Source organism: Pseudomonas sp. MYb327, from assembly GCF_040438925.1.
GTDB lineage: Bacteria > Pseudomonadota > Gammaproteobacteria > Pseudomonadales > Pseudomonadaceae > Aquipseudomonas.
Genome location: NZ_CP159258.1, coordinates 3943853 through 3961701 on the forward strand (window position 1 = coordinate 3943853; position 17849 = coordinate 3961701).

The following is a 17849-nucleotide window of genomic DNA, read 5'->3' on the forward strand; positions in this document are numbered from 1 at the left end:
GGTCAGACGCTTAGAACGTCTGGCCGAGGGAGAATTGGAACACTTGAGTTTCAGCGTCATCCGGTTTCTTGACTGGCATGGCCAACGCAAAACTCAGAGGACCCAGTGCGGTGACCCAGGTCACACCCACACCGACGGAACTGGCCATATTGCTCAGACTGATGTCGTTGCACTTGGTGTTGGACTTCGTGCCATCGGCGTTTGTGGTATCCGAGCACGACGAGTCGAACACGTTACCCACATCCCAGAATACCGAAGTGCGCAGGGAACGTTGATCCTTGACGAACGGCAGCGGGAACAGAACTTCCACACCACCCTGGATCAGGACGTTACCACCGAACGGCAGCGGATCCTGGTCCGGATCGACTGCAGTGCCAGGGTTCTTGCCGGTACTTGGCGTACTGCGAGGACCCAGCGTGCTGTCCTTGAAGCCGCGAACCGAGTTGAAACCACCAGCATAGTAGTTTTCATAGAAAGGCAAACCATCGGTCGAACCGTAACCATCGCCATAACCCAACTCGGTATGCAGGCGCATGGTGTAGTTCTCGCTCAAAGGCTGGAACATCTGGCCACGGTAGTCGAGTTTGAAGAACGACAGGTCGCTGCCCGGCGTCGTGGTTTCCAGCACCAGGCTTTGGGAGTGACCACGCGTTGCCAGCACACCCTTGTTCAAGGTGGACTCGGACCAACCGGCCGAAGCCTTGAAGTTCAGGTACTTGTCGCCTTCCTTGTCAACGAAGTCGAAGATCTCGTCAACGGTGTACACACCGGTCTTGATCTCGTCCTGCTGAGCGGTCAGACCGAAGGTCAGACGCGAAGTCTCGCTGATCGGATAGCCAACGCTTACGCCTGCACCCAAGCTGTCTACGGAGTAGCTCGCTACGTCGACGTCGAGGTCATCGTAGTCGGTGGTGCGGTAGAACGCGTTGTAACCCAGGCTCACACCGTCAGCAGTCCAGTAGGGGTCGACATAACCGAAGTTATAGCGGCTCTGGTATTCGCTGCGGGTCAAGCCGATGCTGACCTTGTTACCGGTACCGAGGAAGTTGTTCTGGGTGATCGAACCACCGAGGATCAGACCCGCGCTCTGGGCGAAACCGACGCTGGCGGTAATCGAACCGGAGGCTTGCTCTTCAACGCTGTAGTTGACATCCACCTGGTCATCGACGCCCGGTACTGCTGGCGTCTCAACGTTGACTTCCTTGAAGAAGCCCAGACGCTCCAGACGAGTCTTGGATTGGTCGATCAGGTAAGTCGAAGCCCAACCACCTTCCATCTGACGCATTTCACGACGCAGCACTTCGTCTTCCGACTTGGTGTTGCCACGGAAGTTGATACGGTTCACGTAAGCACGCTTGCCCGGATCAACAGCGAAAGTGATGTCTACGGTGTGATCTTCATCGTGAGGCTGTGGTACGCCGTTGACGTTGGCGAAGGTGTAGCCCTCGTTACCCAGACGACGGGTGATCAGTTCGGAAGTAGTGGTCATCAGCTTGCGCGAGAACACTTGGCCTTTCTGGACCAGCAGCAGGGACTTGACCTGGTCTTCAGGCACTTTCAGGTCGCCGCTCAGCTTCACGTCACGAACGGTGTACTTGTCACCTTCGTTGATGTTGACGGTGATATAGACGTGCTTCTTGTCCGGGGTGATGGACACCTGGGTCGAGGCGATATCCATGTTGATATAACCACGGTCCAGGTAGTAGGAACGCAGACGTTCCAGGTCACCGGAAAGTTTTTCACGGGCATACTTGTCGTCGTTCTTGAAAAACGACAGCCAGTTGGTGGTCTTGAGTTCGAACAGGTCGATCAGGTCTTCATCAGGGAAGACCGTGTTACCCACCACGTTGATGTGCTGAATAGCAGCAACAGTGCCTTCGTTGATATTAACCTTCAGACCGACGCGGTTACGCGGCTGTGGCACCACTTCGGTGTCCACGGTGGCCGAGTAGCGGCCCTGGGCGACGTATTGGCGTTGCAGCTCGTTACGCACGCCTTCGAGGGTCGCGCGCTGGAAGATCTCGCCTTCAGCCAGGCCGGATTGCTTGAGGCCCTTCATCAGGTCTTCAGTGGAGATCGCCTTGTTACCTTCGATCTCGATACTGGCGACCGACGGACGCTCGACTACAGTGATGACCAGAACGTTGCCATCGCGGCCCAGCTGGATATCTTGAAAGAAACCGGTTTTGAACAACGCACGAGTGGATTCCACCAGGCGACGATCATCCGCCTGTTCACCGACGTTCAACGGCAAAGCACCAAAGACGCTACCCGCGGAGACCCGCTGGAGGCCATTGACGCGAATATCAGAGATAGTGAAGGACTCGGCGTGAACTTCGGCGATCATCAATACGGTGAGAACCGCAGTTAGCAGCAGACGTTTCATGAAGTCCTTTCTTATTCCAACTGGCAATAAACAAACTGCCGCAAAATGCGGCAGATTCGCAATTCAGCGAAGTGTTACAGACGACCCAGATCATTGACCAAAGCGAGCAACATCACTCCGACCACCAAACTGATACCGATCTGTATCCCCCAACCCTGCACCCGATCCGACAAGGGACGACCACGCGCCCACTCGATCAGATAAAACAACAAATGCCCCCCATCCAACACAGGAATGGGCAGCAAATTCAGAACGCCCAAGCTAATACTCAGATAAGCAAGGAAATTCAGGAAATCAGCGACACCCGACTGGGCCGAAGCGCCCGCCACTTTAGCAATGGTTATCGGTCCACTCAAGTTTTTTACCGAGAGCTCACCGAACAACATTTTCTTCAGCGAATCGAGGGTCAGAACGCTCATGGTCCAAGTGCGTCGAGCCCCCTCCCCAATCGCTGCCAAAGGACCGTAGCTGACCTCTCGAACCATCTCCGGTGGCCAATCGACAGCCTTCACCCCCGCACCCAGATAACCACTCGGCGTTTTCTTGTCGCCACGCGCAGCCAGCGTGACAGGGACGTCGATTTGAGCAGCATCACGCTCTACCCGCAGCATGATTTTGGTATCAGGATGCATACGAACGGTATCGACCACCTGCTGCCAGTCATCCAGCGACTTGCCGTCAAGTGCCAGCAAGCGGTCACCGGTTTTCAGTCCAGCCGCCTGGGCCGGGCCTTTCGGATCAATCTCAGCCAGGACCGGCGGCAATGCCGGACGCCAGGGACGAATACCCAGCGAGCGAATCGGATCCGGCTCGTCGGCCCCCTTGAGCCATTTATCCAGAGCCAGCTCACGTGGCGCGTCAACCGTGGAGCCCTGATCACGAACCAACACTTGCAGGGAACCGCTCTCCCCAAGGCGACGGACCAGCTGTAAATTTACCGCCGCCCAGCCTGAAGTCGGCTCGCCGTCGATGGAGATAATTTCCTGGCCTGCATTCAAACCGGCCTTGGCGGCGATACTGCCCGTCTCTACAGCACCAATGACGGGGCGCACCTGCTCACTGCCGAGCATGGCCAGCACCCAGAAAAACGCCAATGCCAACAGAAAATTGGCAATCGGTCCCGCCGCCACGATGGCGATGCGCTGATGCACGGTTTTGCGGTTGAAGGATTGATCGAGCTGATCCGCAGGCACTTCGCCTTCACGCTCGTCGAGCATCTTTACGTAGCCACCCAGCGGAATGGCAGCCACCACGAATTCAGTACCTTTCTTGTCGTGCCAGCGCAACAGCGGCATCCCGAAGCCCACGGAGAAGCGCAGCACTTTGACCCCACAGCGACGCGCGACCCAAAAATGGCCGAACTCGTGGAAGGTAACCAGCACACCCAGAGCCACCAGGGTGCCGACAATCATATAGAGCGCGCTCATCTACTTTCTCCGCATTCCTATCCGGTGCTGCACGGGCCAACACACTACAGCAGTTATCGCCCGTGACGACTCAACCATTGTTCGGCCAGCACACGCGCCTTCGCATCCGCCGTGAACACCGCCTCGAGATCTTCCACCGCTACTACCGGCTCGATATTCAACACTTCCTCGATGATACTCGCGATTTCCGGATAACGGACCCGTCCGTCGAGAAAGGCCGCAACAGCCACCTCATTCGCGGCATTCAGCATCGCCGGCGCACTGTTGCCGGCTTCGGCCGCCAAACGGGCCAGACGCAAGCAAGGGAACCGTTCTTCATCGGGCGCCTGGAAGTCCAGGCGCGCAATGGCAAACAGATCCAGCGGCGCCACGCCCGAATCGATCCGCTCTGGCCAGGCCAGCGCGTTGGCGATTGGCGTGCGCATGTCCGGATTGCCCAATTGGGCCAGTACCGAACCATCTATGTAATCAACCAGAGAATGAATCACGCTCTGCGGGTGAATCACCACTTCGACCTGAGATGGCTTCGCATCAAAAAGCCAACAGGCTTCTATCAGCTCCAACCCTTTGTTCATCATGCTGGCCGAATCGACCGAAATCTTGCGCCCCATGGACCAGTTCGGATGGGCGCACGCTTGCTCAGGTGAAACATGCGCCAACTCAGCCATGGGCGTCTGTCGGAACGGCCCACCAGAGGCTGTCAGCAAAATCCGACGCACGCCGACTTTGCCGAGACCGCGGGCAAAATCCTGTGGCATGCACTGGAAAATGGCGTTGTGTTCACTGTCGATCGGCAGCAACACCGAACCACTCTTGCGCACCGCTTGCATGAACAATGCACCGGACATCACCAGTGCTTCTTTGTTGGCCAGGAGAATCTTCTTGCCGGCCTCGACCGCCGCCAGGGTCGGACGCAACCCCGCCGCGCCGACGATGGCCGCCATGACCGCATCGACTTCCGGATCGGCAGCGATCTGGCACAGACCTTCTTCCCCAACCAAAACACGGGTCGAAAGACCTGCCGCACGCAAATCATCCTGCAGGGTTCGGGCAGCACCGGCTTCAGGCACTACGGCGAAACGCGGAACGTGACGCACACACAGCGCCAGCAACTCTCTCAACCGAGTGAAACCACTCAGGGCGAACACTTGATATCGCTCGGGATGGCGAGCGATGACATCAAGCGTGCTCAAGCCAATCGAACCGGTGGCTCCCAGTACGGTAATCTGCTGCGGGCGACTCACGGTGCTGCCATCCACAACAGCACGGCAAACACTGGAATCGCAGCGGTCAGGCTGTCAATTCGGTCGAGCACACCACCGTGACCCGGCAGTAAATTGCTGCTGTCCTTGATCCCGGACTGGCGCTTGAACATGCTCTCAGTGAGATCACCCACGACCGAGATAAACACGATCAAGGCGGCGCCGATCAAGCCCTTGAACAGTTCAGCAACGGTCCAGTCGCGGAAAAACCCGACGATTACAGTGATGACCAGACTCAGAGCCAAACCACCGTAGACACCTTCCCAGCTTTTGCCAGGACTGACTTGCGGCGCGAGCTTGCGCTTGCCGAAGGCCCGGCCGGAGAAATACGCGCCGATATCGGCACCCCAGACCAGCACCATCACCGCCATGATCAGCCAGTTACCCAATGGGTATTGTTTGATCTGCACCAGGCCTTGCCAGGCCGGCAGCAAAATCAGCAATCCAATCACCAGCTTGCAGGCCGCACTGGCCCAATGCTCGCTGGACTGCGGATAAGTCAGCACCAGATAAGTCGCAATCCCCCACCAGATTACCGACGCACCCAATACCCATGGCGCGAGCCCGGGAAGCAGGTACATGACAAACAACATCAACGCGACGATAGCTGCGAATGCAACGCGAATCGGCTGCGCGGTAAAGCCTGCCAGGCGCGCCCATTCCCAGGCGCCGAGGGTCACGACCAGCCCGATGAACAGCGCGAAAGCCGCCCCCTCGAGCAGGAAAAAACCACACAAGGCAATCGGCAGCAGGATCAGTGCAGTGATGATTCGTTGTTTAAGCATTAAACCCGGGCTCCAGCCTCGACCTGCTCGCTCGTTTTACCGAAGCGGCGCTGGCGAGATGCGAAATCGGCCAGCGCGTTACGCATGGCGTCGTGTTTGAAGTCCGGCCAGAACAGGTCGGAGAAATACAACTCGGCGTACGCCAGCTGCCACAGCAGGAAGTTACTGATGCGATGTTCGCCACCGGTACGGATGCACAAGTCCGGCAACGGCAGATCGCCGGTAGCCAGACAGGTTTGCAGCAGTTCCGGGGTGATGTCTTCCGGACGCAGATGCCCGGCCTGAACTTCCCGCGCCAAGCGCTGCGCGGCTTGCGCGATATCCCACTGACCACCGTAGTTGGCAGCGATTTGCAGGACAAAACGATTGGCGCCGGCCGTCATTGACTCAGCCTCGCGCATCGCCGCCTGGAGCTCCGGATGAAAACGCGATCGGTCGCCAATGATGCGCAAACTGATGTTGTTTTCATTGAGGCGCTTGGCCTCGCGACGCAAGGCCTTGAAGAACAGGTCCATCAAGGCACTGACTTCGTCGGCCGGGCGTTGCCAGTTCTCACTGGAAAACGCGAACAGGGTCAATACTTCGACCCCGGCCTCGGCACACACCTCGATAACTGCACGAACCGCATCCACGCCCGCTTTATGCCCGGCGACACCCGGCATAAAGCGTTTTTTCGCCCAGCGATTATTACCATCCATGATAATCGCGACATGGCGCGGCACCGCGGACGGTGCAGCCTGCTTGGTCTTTTCCATGAAATCGCGACCCTTATACGGCCATCAGGTCTTTTTCTTTTTGCGCCAGGTTCGCGTCGATTTGAGCCACGTACTTCTTGGTCAGATCATCGATTTCGCTGGTTGCGCGACGCTCTTCGTCTTCGCTGATTTCCTTTTCCTTGACCAGGTCCTTCAGCGAGCTGTTGGCATCACGACGAATGTTGCGCACGGCAACACGGGCATCTTCAGCGACATCACGAGCCTGCTTGGTGAAGCCCTTACGGGTTTCCTCAGTCAGGGCGGGCATTGAGATCAGCAGCAACTCACCGAGGTTAGTCGGGTTGAGGTTCAAACCAGCGCTACCGATGGCCTTGTCGACGGCACCGAGCATGTTGCGCTCAAAGGCAACGACTTGCAGGGTACGGGCGTCTTTAACGGTGATGTTCGCCACTTGCTTGATCGGCGTGTCGGAGCCGTAGTACGGAACCATCACACCTTCGAGAATGCTCGGGTGCGCCTGGCCGGTACGAATACGACCGAAGTTGTGCGCCAGCGATTCCACGGATTTCTGCATGCGCTCTTGAGCGTCTTTCTTGATTTCGTTGATCATTGTTGGCCTTCCTCGATCAGGGTCCCTTCAGCGCCACCATGTACGATGTTCAGCAGGGCGCCGGGCTTGTTCATGTTAAATACGCGCAATGGCATCTTGTGGTCGCGGCACAGGCAAATCGCCGTCAGATCCATCACGCCCAGCTTGCGATCCAGCACTTCATCGTAAGTCAGATGATCGAACTTCTCGGCATGCGGGTCTTTGAATGGGTCAGCGGTGTAGACGCCATCGACCTTGGTGGCCTTGAGCACGACATCGGCATCGATTTCGATTGCACGCAGGCAGGCTGCCGAATCCGTGGTGAAGAAAGGGTTGCCGGTACCGGCCGCGAAAATCACCACGTCCTTGGAATTCAGGTGACGCATGGCCTTGCGGCGATCGTAGTGATCGGTCACGCCGACCATGGAAATGGCCGACATCACGATGGCCGAGATATTGGCACGTTCAAGCGCATCGCGCATGGCCAGGGCGTTCATCACAGTGGCCAGCATGCCCATGTGGTCGCCCGTGACCCGATCCATGCCGGCCTTGCTCAGCGCTTCACCACGGAACAGGTTACCGCCGCCGATCACCAGACCGACCTGGACGCCGATGCCGACCAACTGGCCAACTTCCAGCGCCATGCGATCCAGAACCTTCGGATCGATCCCGAACTCTTCCGAGCCCATCAGGGCCTCGCCGCTAAGCTTGAGTAGAATGCGTTTATAGCGAGCCTGATAACCACTGCCCTGCTGAGCCATTGCGAATCTCTCCTGCGGCGTATTTTAAAAATTCTTTGCGAGCTGTTTTCAGCTGGCGTTCACTCTAGCTTGGCGCTGCTTCAGCGCCATCGGAACATGGCTTTGTAAGCCAGTTCCAACAGGAAACCAATTAAAAATTGGCGCCCCATCTGAAAAGAGGCTGCGCGCGTGAGCGGGCAGCCTCTTCAGGGCGACAGTTAAAAAACTGTCTTATTGCTTGGCGGCAGCCAGCTGTGCAGCAACTTCTTCAGCGAAGTTGTCCACTGGCTTCTCGATGCCTTCGCCGACTTTGAAGTAGGTGAAGGAAACGATTTCAGCGCCGGCTTTCTTGGCCAGAGCACCAACGGTGACTTCTGGGTTCATCACGAAAGCTTGCTCTACCAGGCTGGCTTCAGCCAGGAACTTGGTGATACGGCCAGCGATCATCTTCTCGACGATTTCAGCAGGCTTGCCTTTCATCTTGTCTTCGTTCAAAGACAGGAATACGGCTTTCTCACGCTCGATGGCTTCTGGCGAAACCTGCGATGGCAGCAGGAACTCAGGGTTGCTTGCCGCCACGTGCATGGCGATCTCTTTGGCCAGCTGAACATCGCCGCCCTTGAGAACAACAGCAACACCGATCTTGTTACCGTGCAGGTAGGTGCCGACAACGTCACCCTCTACGCGCACCAGGCGACGGATGTTGACGTTTTCGCCAACTTTGCCCACCAGGGCTTCACGAGCCGATTCCTGAGCGGCGATCAGCGGAGCTGCGTCGGTCAGTTTTTCGGCGAAGGCTTTTTCTACGCTGGCAGCTACGAAGTTCTTGAAGTCGTCTTGCAGGGCCAGGAAGTCGGTCTGCGAGTTAACTTCCAGCAGTACAGCGGACTTGTCGTCAGCCTTGATGGCGATTGCGCCTTCAGCGGCAACGTTGCCCGCTTTCTTGGCAGCCTTGATCGCGCCCGAAGCACGCATGTCATCAATGGCTTTTTCGATGTCGCCGCCAGCCTTGGTCAAGGCCTTTTTGCAGTCCATCATGCCTTCGCCAGTACGCTCGCGCAGTTCTTTGACCAACGCTGCAGTAATCTCTGCCATTTCAAAATTCCTCTTGGATAGGTTATCAACCATTCCACCCGATCGAACGGGCGTTCAATTCTTCCCGAACCACCTTTGTTAGCTGCCGCACGTTACAGATAGAGCAGTGGGCGCCGACAAATGGTTTTCGAGGTGGCAAAAAGGGGGCCAAGCCCCCTTTTTGCTTACTGAGTCAACGCCAGGGCGTCAATTACTCAGCTGCAGCCTGAGTTTCTTCAGCTGCGAACTCTACGGTGCCGCCGGCAACGTTGTTGCGACCACGGATAACAGCGTCAGCCATCGAACCCATGTACAGCTGGATAGCGCGGATTGCGTCATCGTTACCTGGGATGATGTAGTCAACGCCTTCCGGGCTGCTGTTGGTATCGACTACGCCGATAACCGGGATGCCCAGCTTGTTGGCTTCGGTGATCGCGATGCGCTCGTGATCAACGTCGATAACGAACAGAGCGTCTGGCAGACCGCCCATGTCCTTGATACCACCCAGGGAACGATCCAGCTTTTCCAGGTCACGGGAGCGCATCAGCGCTTCTTTCTTGGTCAGCTTGGCGAAAGTACCGTCTTCGGCTTGCACTTCAAGGTCACGCAGACGCTTGATGGAAGCACGGATGGTTTTGAAGTTGGTCAGCATGCCGCCCAACCAGCGGTGATCGACGTACGGCGAACCGCAACGTGCTGCTTCTTCAGCAACGATCTTGCCAGCGGAACGCTTGGTGCCGACGAACAGAATCTTGTTTTTGCCCTGGGCCAGACGCTCTACGAAAGTCAGAGCTTCGTTGAACATTGGCAGGGTTTTTTCAAGGTTGATGATGTGGATCTTGTTACGCGCGCCGAAAATGTACTTACCCATTTTCGGGTTCCAGTAACGGGTCTGGTGACCGAAGTGCACACCGGCCTTCAGCATATCGCGCATGTTGACTTGGGACATGATAGTTCCTTAATAAGTCGGGTTTGGCCTCCACGTATCCCAATGACCAACCAGCAGCATTCAGCTGAAGGCACCCAGGTCATCGTGTCGACACGTGTGTGGATTTAGGCTTTTCGGGGCATCCCCGGAAAGCGGCGCATTTTATATCACAAGGGAGAAAAAAACGGAACCCGGATTCTGAAATCCTCGCGAGCACGCGACTCCACCCCTTGGAATCCGCCCAGAATGCACCATTCTATAGAGAGAAGCGATGCACAGAGGCGCAGATTTGCGCTGATCGTCTGATAGAATCGCGTATTTCAGGGCTGCGGCGACCGATCGCGCACGCCCTTTTCGTCAAGAAAGCGCCATCGAGCGCAGAGAGAGCCTGTATGACCGTCACCCTCAAAACCCCCGAGGACATCGCGAAAATGCGCGTTGCCGGCAAACTGGCGGCCGATGTGCTGGAAATGATTGCCGAACATGTCAAACCGGGCGTCACCACTGATCAGCTGAACCAGATCTGCCACGACTATATCGTCAACGAACAGCAAGCCATCCCTGCACCGCTTAACTACAAGGGCTATCCGAAGTCGATTTGCACGTCGATCAACCACGTGGTCTGCCACGGTATCCCGAACGACAAGCCGTTGAAGGATGGCGACACCCTGAACATCGACGTCACCGTCATCAAGGACGGTTACCACGGCGACACCAGCCGCATGTTCCACGTCGGCAGCGTACCGGTCTGGGCCGAGCGCCTGTCGCAAGTGACGCAGGAATGCATGTACAAGGCGATCGAGATCGTCAAGCCCGGCTGCCGCCTCGGCGACATCGGCGAAATTATCCAGAAGCACGCTGAAAAGAACGGTTTCTCGGTAGTTCGCGAATTTTGCGGTCACGGTATCGGCAAGGTCTTCCACGAAGAGCCACAAATTCTGCACTACGGTCGCGCAGGCACCGGCATGGAGCTGCAAGCAGGCATGACCTTCACAATCGAGCCGATGATCAACCAGGGCAAAGCCGACACCAAGGTACTGGGCGACGGCTGGACCGCGATCACCAAGGACCGCAAGTTGTCGGCACAGTGGGAGCACACTCTGCTGGTCACCGAGACAGGCTACGAGATCTTCACCCTGCGCAGCGACGACACTATCGCGCGCGTTTCGGTCTGATCAACCCCGAACATTTCCCAGCCTTATTGAAAGGAAAGCCAATCGATGCCGCAGGTGGATCCCGAACTCTTCGACCGCGGCCAGTTCCAGGCTGAACTGGCCCTGAAGGCAAGCCCGATCGCGGCCTTCAAGAAGGCCATCCGCCAGGCCCGCGAGGTGCTCGACGGGCGCTTTCGCAGCGGCCGGGATATCCGCCGGCTGATCGAGGATCGCGCCTGGTTCGTCGACAACATCCTGCAAAAAGCCTGGGAGCAGTTCAATTGGAGTGAAGACGCCGACATTGCGCTGGTCGCGGTCGGCGGCTACGGTCGTGGCGAGTTGCACCCGTATTCCGATATCGATTTGCTGATCCTGCTGGACAGCGCCGATCATGAAGTTTTCCGCGATTCCATCGAGCGTTTTCTGACGTTGCTGTGGGACATCGGCCTGGAAGTCGGTCAGAGCGTTCGCTCGGTCGACGAGTGCGCCGTCGAGGCCCGCGCTGACCTGACGGTTGTCACCAACCTGATGGAAAGCCGTACCATCTGCGGTCCTGAGCACTTGCGCCAGCGCATGCTGGATGTCACCAGCACCGCGCACATGTGGCCGAGCAAGGACTTCTTCCTGGCCAAACGCGCCGAACAGAAGGCCCGCCACCACAAATACAACGACACCGAATACAACCTGGAACCCAACGTCAAAGGCTCGCCCGGCGGGCTGCGGGATATTCAGACCATTCTGTGGGTGGCTCGCCGCGAGTACGGCACCCTGAACCTGCGTGCACTGGCTGGCGAAGGCTTCCTGGTGGAGAGCGAAAACGCCCTGCTGGCTTCGTCCCAGGAGTTCCTGTGGAAAGTGCGTTACGCCCTGCACATGCTCGCCGGCCGCTCCGAAGACCGTCTGTTATTTGACCACCAGCGCACCATCGCCAAGCTGCTGGGTTTTGAAGGTGACGACGCCAAGCAGGCGATCGAAAACTTCATGCAGCAGTATTACCGGGTGGTCATGAGCATTGCCCAGCTCAGTGACCTGATCATCCAGCATTTCGAGGAAGTCATCCTCGCCCCGGAAGACGAAGCGTCGCCGCAACCCATCAACTCGCGATTCCAGCTGCACGACGGATACATCGAGGCGCGCAACGACAACGTGTTTCGCCGCACGCCGTTCGCCATGCTGGAGATATTCGTGCTGATGGCCCAGCAGCCGGAAATCAAAGGCGTGCGCGCCGACACCATTCGTCTGCTGCGGGAACACCGCCACCTCATTGACGACGACTTCCGCAACGACATTCGCAACACCAGCCTGTTTATTGAATTGTTCAAATGCAAGATCGGCATCCACCGCAACCTGCGGCGGATGAACCGTTACGGCATCCTGGGGCGCTATCTGCCCGAATTCGGTTTCATCGTCGGGCAGATGCAACACGACCTGTTCCACATTTATACGGTCGATGCCCACACGCTGAACCTGATCAAACACCTGCGTAAGCTGCAGTACACCCAGGTGTCGGAAAAATTCCCGCTGGCCAGCAAAACCATGGGCAAACTGCCCAAGCCCGAGCTGATCTACATGGCCGGCCTCTACCACGACATAGGCAAAGGCCGGCACGGCGATCACTCGGACATTGGCGCCGTGGATGCCGAGGCTTTTTGCCAGCGCCATCAGTTGCCCGTGTGGGACAGTCGCCTGATCGTGTGGCTGGTGCAGAACCATTTGGTGATGTCGACCACTGCCCAGCGCAAGGACTTGTCCGACCCGCAGGTCATCCATGACTTCGCACAGATCGTCGGTGATGAAACCCGCCTCGATTATCTGTACGTGCTGACCGTCGCCGACATCAACGCCACCAACCCGACGCTATGGAATTCCTGGCGCGCCAGCCTGTTGCGCCAGCTCTACACCGAGACCAAGCGAGCCCTGCGTCGCGGCCTGGAAAACCCGGTGGATCGCGAAGAGCAGATCCGCCAGACCCAGAGCGCCGCCCTGGACATCCTGGTGCGCGGCGGCACCGATCCGGACGACGTCGAGCAGTTGTGGGCGCAGTTGGGTGATGACTACTTCCTGCGCCACACCGCTGGCGACGTCGCCTGGCACAGCGATGCGATCCTCCAGCAGCCGGCCGACGGCGGGCCGCTGGTGTTGATCAAGGAAACCACGCAACGCGAGTTCGAGGGCGGCACGCAGATCTTCATCTACGCACCGGACCAGCACGACTTCTTCGCCGTGACCGTGGCCGCGATGGACCAGCTCAACTTGAACATCCATGACGCCCGGGTTATCACCTCCAGCAGCCAGTTCACCCTCGACACCTACATCGTGCTCGACACAGACGGCGACTCGATCGGCGACAACCCGGCACGGGTCAAGCAGATCCGCGACGGCCTGACCGAGGCCCTGCGCAACCCGGATGACTACCCGACCATCATCCAGCGTCGGGTACCGCGCCAGCTCAAGCATTTCGCCTTCGCGCCGCAGGTGACGATCCACAACGACGCACAGCGCCCGGTGACCGTGCTTGAATTGACCGCCCCCGACCGCCCGGGTCTTTTGGCGCGGATCGGCACGATTTTCCTGGAGTTCGACCTGTCACTGCAGAACGCGAAAATCGCCACCCTCGGCGAGCGCGTGGAAGACGTGTTCTTCATCACCGACGCCAACAACCACCCATTGTCCGATCCGCTGCTATGCAGCCGGTTACAAGATGCAATCGTCGAGCAGTTGAGCGTCAACCATGAACCCGATATCAAACTGTCGCGCATCAGTATCTGAGTAAAAAGACTTCCCACTATGGAACCCGCCCTTGTAGGAGCGGGCTTGCCAGCGATGGACTCATAAGCGCCGCGCTTTCCCGCCAAGCACGCGTCATCATTAACGACCATCGCCGGCAAGCCAGCTCCTACAAAGGCTGGCAGCCGTCACACGAACGAGATCTACCGATGAACAACGCTCTGACCCAGCTCCAGCCCTACCCGTTCGAAAAGCTCCGCGCCCTGCTCGGCAGCGTCACGCCAAACCCGGACAAACGCCCTATCGCGCTGTCGATCGGCGAACCGAAGCACCGTTCGCCAAGCTTCGTCGCCGAAGCCCTGGCCAGCAATCTGGAAAAAATGGCCGTGTACCCGACCACTCTTGGGATCCCGGAGCTGCGTGAAGCCATTGCGGCGTGGTGCGAGCGTCGCTTCAATGTCCCAAGCGGATGGATCGACCCGGCGCGCAACGTGCTGCCGGTCAACGGCACCCGTGAAGCGCTGTTCGCTTTCACCCAGACCGTGGTCAACCGTGGCGACGATGCGCTGGTGGTCAGCCCGAACCCCTTCTATCAGATCTACGAAGGTGCGGCGTTCCTCGCCGGGGCCAAGCCGCATTACCTGCCATGCCTGGACGAAAATGGCTTCAACCCGGATTTTGATGCTGTCTCGGCGGACATCTGGAAACGCTGCCAGATCTTGTTCCTGTGCTCGCCAGGCAACCCGACCGGCGCGCTGATCCCGGTCGAAACCCTGAAGAAGCTGATCGCCCTGGCGGATGAGCACGACTTCGTGATCGCCGCCGACGAGTGCTACAGCGAACTGTATTTCGACGAACAAACCCCGCCACCCGGCTTGCTTAGCGCTTGTGCAGAACTGGGTCGCAACGACTTCAAGCGTTGCGTGGTGTTCCACAGCTTGTCCAAGCGCTCCAACCTGCCGGGCCTGCGTTCGGGTTTTGTGGCCGGCGACGCTGAAATTCTCAAAGGTTTCCTGCTCTATCGCACTTACCACGGCTGCGCGATGCCGGTTCAGACGCAACTGGCCAGCGTGGCCGCCTGGAACGACGAAGTGCACGTGCGCGCCAACCGCGCGTTGTATCGCGAAAAGTACGACGCGGTATTGCAAATCCTCAGCCCGGTAATGGACGTACAGCGTCCGGATGGCGGTTTTTATTTGTGGCCGAATGTGGCCGGTGACGACGCTGCTTTCTGCCGTGATTTGTTCGAGCAAGAACATGTCACCGTTGTACCGGGCTCTTACCTGTCGCGGGATGTCGATGGCGTCAACCCTGGGGCCGGGCGTGTGCGCATGGCGTTGGTTGCGCCTCTGGCAGAGTGTGTTGAGGCTGCCGAGCGTATCCGGGATTTTATAATTCGCCGGAAATAAACTTAATCTAAGTTTTAACTAAGCCTGCACAGTGCAATGCCGTGCGGGCTTAGCCAAACATCAAGCAACAGCTTCAATCTGGCACAAGTTAAATTCCAAAACTACCATTTAACTGGCTACCCAACCGGCAAACCAAAAACAAATCATCGATATTGAATCAATCTTAAAGCCCCGCACCACTTAAACAAAAAACATGGAAGTTATTTATGACCACTTTACGACCTTGCCTGATCAAGGCACCCACAGACAACCAATTGTCATACCAAGCGGCGATCAGTGAAAACCCGGCTAATGGCTCTACTTATTCAAGACACAACAGAAGGACTGTAAGTGTTCATACAAAGTACTGGATGCCAGGAAGAACACTGAAAATCGCCATAAGTGACTATAATGACGATGGTTTCGACATTGTGAAAAACGCCATTGAAAAATGGCTACCCTACGTCAACCTGAAATTTGAGTTCATAGAACTTCCTGACAACGATGAGCTCTACGTGGGCGACATACGGATTTACCTGACGTCACTATCAGATAACTCCGGGCACTCATCCATTGGAACCGACGCTTTAACAGTCCCTTCGACTTTACATACTATGCAACTGGGAACCGACTACACTTCTGCCGGTTATGAAGCACTTGTTCTCCACGAGTTCGGGCACGCCCTCGGTTTTCTCCATGAGCACCAACACCCCGACGCCAGCATTCCGTGGAATAGAGAAGCTACTTACCTGCAATACGCTTTGGAGTATGGATGGTCCAGAGCGCATGTTGACGGAGCTGTATTCCCCCTACCGCGCGATGCCAACCAATCTTATGAACCCTATGATCGCCACTCGATCATGCATTACAACGTATTGAACATTTGTACTGTGGGAGATTGGGAACAGCCAACAAACCTGCAACTGAGTGATGGCGACAAAGCCGCTGCTCGCAAAGCTTATCCTTAAGCAGCTACCCATCATTGAGTAGGTTGGTGCCGTTACTTCACCACGCCCAACTTGGCCTCACTCAAATCAAGTTCCCCCAACACTTCACGCAATACATCATCGCCAATCTGGTGATGACGACTCAGGCTGTAAAGCTCCAGGCGCTGTGCCCGCAGCGCCTTCAAACGCAGACGCCGCTCAAGCAAATCCATCTGAAACGCCAAAGCCTGCGCCTCGGCGGAATCGTTGAACACTTCCAACTGATGCCGATACTCGGCCATGATTCGCGCCTTGAGTTCAGCGGCCAATGCGGACTCGGTGGCGTCCTGTGGACTGACCTCCTCCGTTTCGAGTGCATGGATCGCCGCCTCAGCGGTCTTGCGCCAAGCCTCGCGCACTTCATTGCGCCGCTTGTCGTCCGGGCTGGCCTCGATGCCACGCAACAAAAGTGGCAGCGTGATGCACGCTGCAATCAACGAGAGCAAAATCACCCCGGCAGCGATGAAAATCAGCAAGTCGCGCTCGGGAAATCCCGTGTCCCCCATCAGCATCGGCACTGACATCACGCCCGCCAGCGTCACCGCGCCGCGCACGCCGCCGACCGTCAACAACCAGCAGGATCGCGCGCTTGGAACCCGGGTTATCTCATCTTTGCCGCGCCAGCGTCGCAGCAAAATGGAAAGGCGCCAGATGCTCTGAACCCAGACAAACCGCAACACCAACAGCACCAGGAAAATCGCCACCACGTCGAAGCAGCGATAGAAAAGCGTCGGCCACAAGGACGTTTCATGACTCGCCACGGCCTTGATGATGTCCGGTAACTGCAAACCCAGCAGCAGGAAGATCAAGCCGTTGAAGGCGAACTCCAGCAATGCCCAGACACTGCGGTTAAGCAGGCGCGTGTTGGTCTGGCGTGGCAGCAGATCGAGCCAGCTCTGCATCATCCCCGCTGCCACCGCCGACAGAATGCCAGACGCGCCCACGCGCTCGGCCAGCACGTAGGCAGCGAATGGCAGCAACAACATGAAGACCACATGAGTCGCCGGATCATCCCAGCCACGGGCAATCATCCACGAGCGCATACGTCCGACCAGCCAGCTCAACGCCACACCGATGGCCAGGCCACCGATCGCCACCAGAAAGAAGGTGACACTGGCATTGGCCAGCGAAAACATACCGGTCACAGCCGCAGCCAGGGCAAACTTGAACGTCACCAGGCCCGAAGCATCGTTCATCAACGCTTCACCTTGCAGCATGTGCATCAACGGCGTCGGTAAACGGTTCTGGGAAATTGCCGACACTGCCACGGCGTCCGTAGGCGACAGCACCGCCGCCAACGCGAAAGCCACGGGCAGTGGAATGCTCGGCAACAACCAGTGAATGAAATACCCGGCCCCGACCACGGTGAACAGCACCAACCCCACCGCCAGCGTCAGGATCGGCCCGCGTAATTGCCAGAACTCACGCTTGGGCATGCGCCAGCCGTCGGAAAACAACAACGGCGGCAAAAATAGAAACAGAAACAACTCGGGGTCGAGGGTCACATGCAGCCCCAGTGTCGGCCAAGCGAGCAACGCACCCGCGGCGATCTGCACCAATGGCAATGGCAACGGGATCACCCGTCCGATCAGGCGTGACACGCCGACCAGCATCAACAGGATCAGGACGGTGTAAGCGGTTTGCATAGAACTTGGTTCCCGGAGAATCGACAGCATAGAAGTGCCAT

The 17849-nt window shown here is 57.5% G+C and carries 14 protein-coding genes; 4 read left to right on the plus strand and 10 right to left on the minus strand.

Going from position 1 to position 17849, the window contains the following annotated elements:
• Window positions 1–10 precede the first annotated feature (10 nt).
• From bamA to rpsB, 9 genes are all read right to left on the minus strand, one after another.
• Window positions 11–2386, minus strand: a complete 2376-nt coding sequence (gene bamA, locus ABVN21_RS17840; protein WP_339554421.1) for an outer membrane protein assembly factor BamA — start codon at window positions 2384–2386, stop codon at window positions 11–13.
• A 74-nt stretch (window positions 2387–2460) separates the two neighbouring features.
• A complete protein-coding gene (rseP, locus tag ABVN21_RS17845) occupies window positions 2461–3813 on the minus strand; it encodes a sigma E protease regulator RseP (RefSeq protein ID WP_339554420.1) in 1353 nt (450 codons plus the stop codon).
• Between the two features lie 53 nt (window positions 3814–3866).
• Window positions 3867–5057, minus strand: coding sequence for a 1-deoxy-D-xylulose-5-phosphate reductoisomerase (gene ispC / locus ABVN21_RS17850; RefSeq protein WP_339554419.1), 1191 nt, complete (start codon window positions 5055–5057; stop codon window positions 3867–3869).
• Window positions 5054–5860, minus strand: a complete 807-nt coding sequence (locus ABVN21_RS17855) for a phosphatidate cytidylyltransferase (RefSeq protein ID WP_339554418.1) — start codon at window positions 5858–5860, stop codon at window positions 5054–5056. The genes ispC and ABVN21_RS17855 overlap by 4 nt, the downstream gene beginning before the upstream one ends.
• Window positions 5860–6615 (minus strand): polyprenyl diphosphate synthase, encoded by a 756-nt coding sequence (gene uppS, locus ABVN21_RS17860; protein ID WP_034149897.1) that lies wholly within the window; start codon window positions 6613–6615, stop codon window positions 5860–5862. The genes ABVN21_RS17855 and uppS overlap by 1 nt, the downstream gene beginning before the upstream one ends.
• A gap of 13 nt (window positions 6616–6628) precedes the next feature.
• Window positions 6629–7186 (minus strand): ribosome recycling factor, encoded by a 558-nt coding sequence (frr, locus tag ABVN21_RS17865; protein WP_034149898.1) that lies wholly within the window; start codon window positions 7184–7186, stop codon window positions 6629–6631.
• Window positions 7183–7926, minus strand: coding sequence for a UMP kinase (pyrH, locus tag ABVN21_RS17870; protein ID WP_003222124.1), 744 nt, complete (start codon window positions 7924–7926; stop codon window positions 7183–7185). Before pyrH ends, frr begins: the two co-directional genes overlap by 4 nt.
• Before the next feature lie 210 nt (window positions 7927–8136).
• Window positions 8137–9000, minus strand: coding sequence for a translation elongation factor Ts (tsf, locus tag ABVN21_RS17875; RefSeq protein WP_339554417.1), 864 nt, complete (start codon window positions 8998–9000; stop codon window positions 8137–8139).
• 190 nt (window positions 9001–9190) lie between these two features.
• Window positions 9191–9928, minus strand: coding sequence for a 30S ribosomal protein S2 (gene rpsB / locus ABVN21_RS17880; protein ID WP_003222119.1), 738 nt, complete (start codon window positions 9926–9928; stop codon window positions 9191–9193).
• Window positions 9929–10299: 371 nt separating this feature from the next.
• On the opposite strand from rpsB, the gene map reads away from it, so the two are divergent.
• From map to ABVN21_RS17900, 4 genes are all read left to right on the plus strand, one after another.
• Window positions 10300–11082, plus strand: coding sequence for a type I methionyl aminopeptidase (gene map, locus ABVN21_RS17885; protein WP_339554416.1), 783 nt, complete (start codon window positions 10300–10302; stop codon window positions 11080–11082).
• 45 nt (window positions 11083–11127) lie between these two features.
• The gene (locus tag ABVN21_RS17890) at window positions 11128–13830 is read left to right on the plus strand and encodes a [protein-PII] uridylyltransferase (protein WP_339554415.1); all 2703 of its coding nucleotides are present in this window, start codon (window positions 11128–11130) and stop codon (window positions 13828–13830) included.
• Between the two features lie 167 nt (window positions 13831–13997).
• The gene (dapC, locus tag ABVN21_RS17895) at window positions 13998–15197 is read left to right on the plus strand and encodes a succinyldiaminopimelate transaminase (protein ID WP_339554414.1); all 1200 of its coding nucleotides are present in this window, start codon (window positions 13998–14000) and stop codon (window positions 15195–15197) included.
• A 206-nt stretch (window positions 15198–15403) separates the two neighbouring features.
• Window positions 15404–16144, plus strand: a complete 741-nt coding sequence (locus ABVN21_RS17900; RefSeq protein ID WP_339554413.1) for a M12 family metallopeptidase — start codon at window positions 15404–15406, stop codon at window positions 16142–16144.
• A gap of 32 nt (window positions 16145–16176) precedes the next feature.
• On the opposite strand, the gene ABVN21_RS17905 is transcribed toward ABVN21_RS17900, so the two are convergent.
• On the minus strand, window positions 16177–17808 hold the full coding sequence (locus tag ABVN21_RS17905) for a Na+/H+ antiporter (protein ID WP_339554412.1): 1632 nt from the start codon (window positions 17806–17808) through the stop codon (window positions 16177–16179).
• Window positions 17809–17849: the final 41 nt, after the last annotated feature.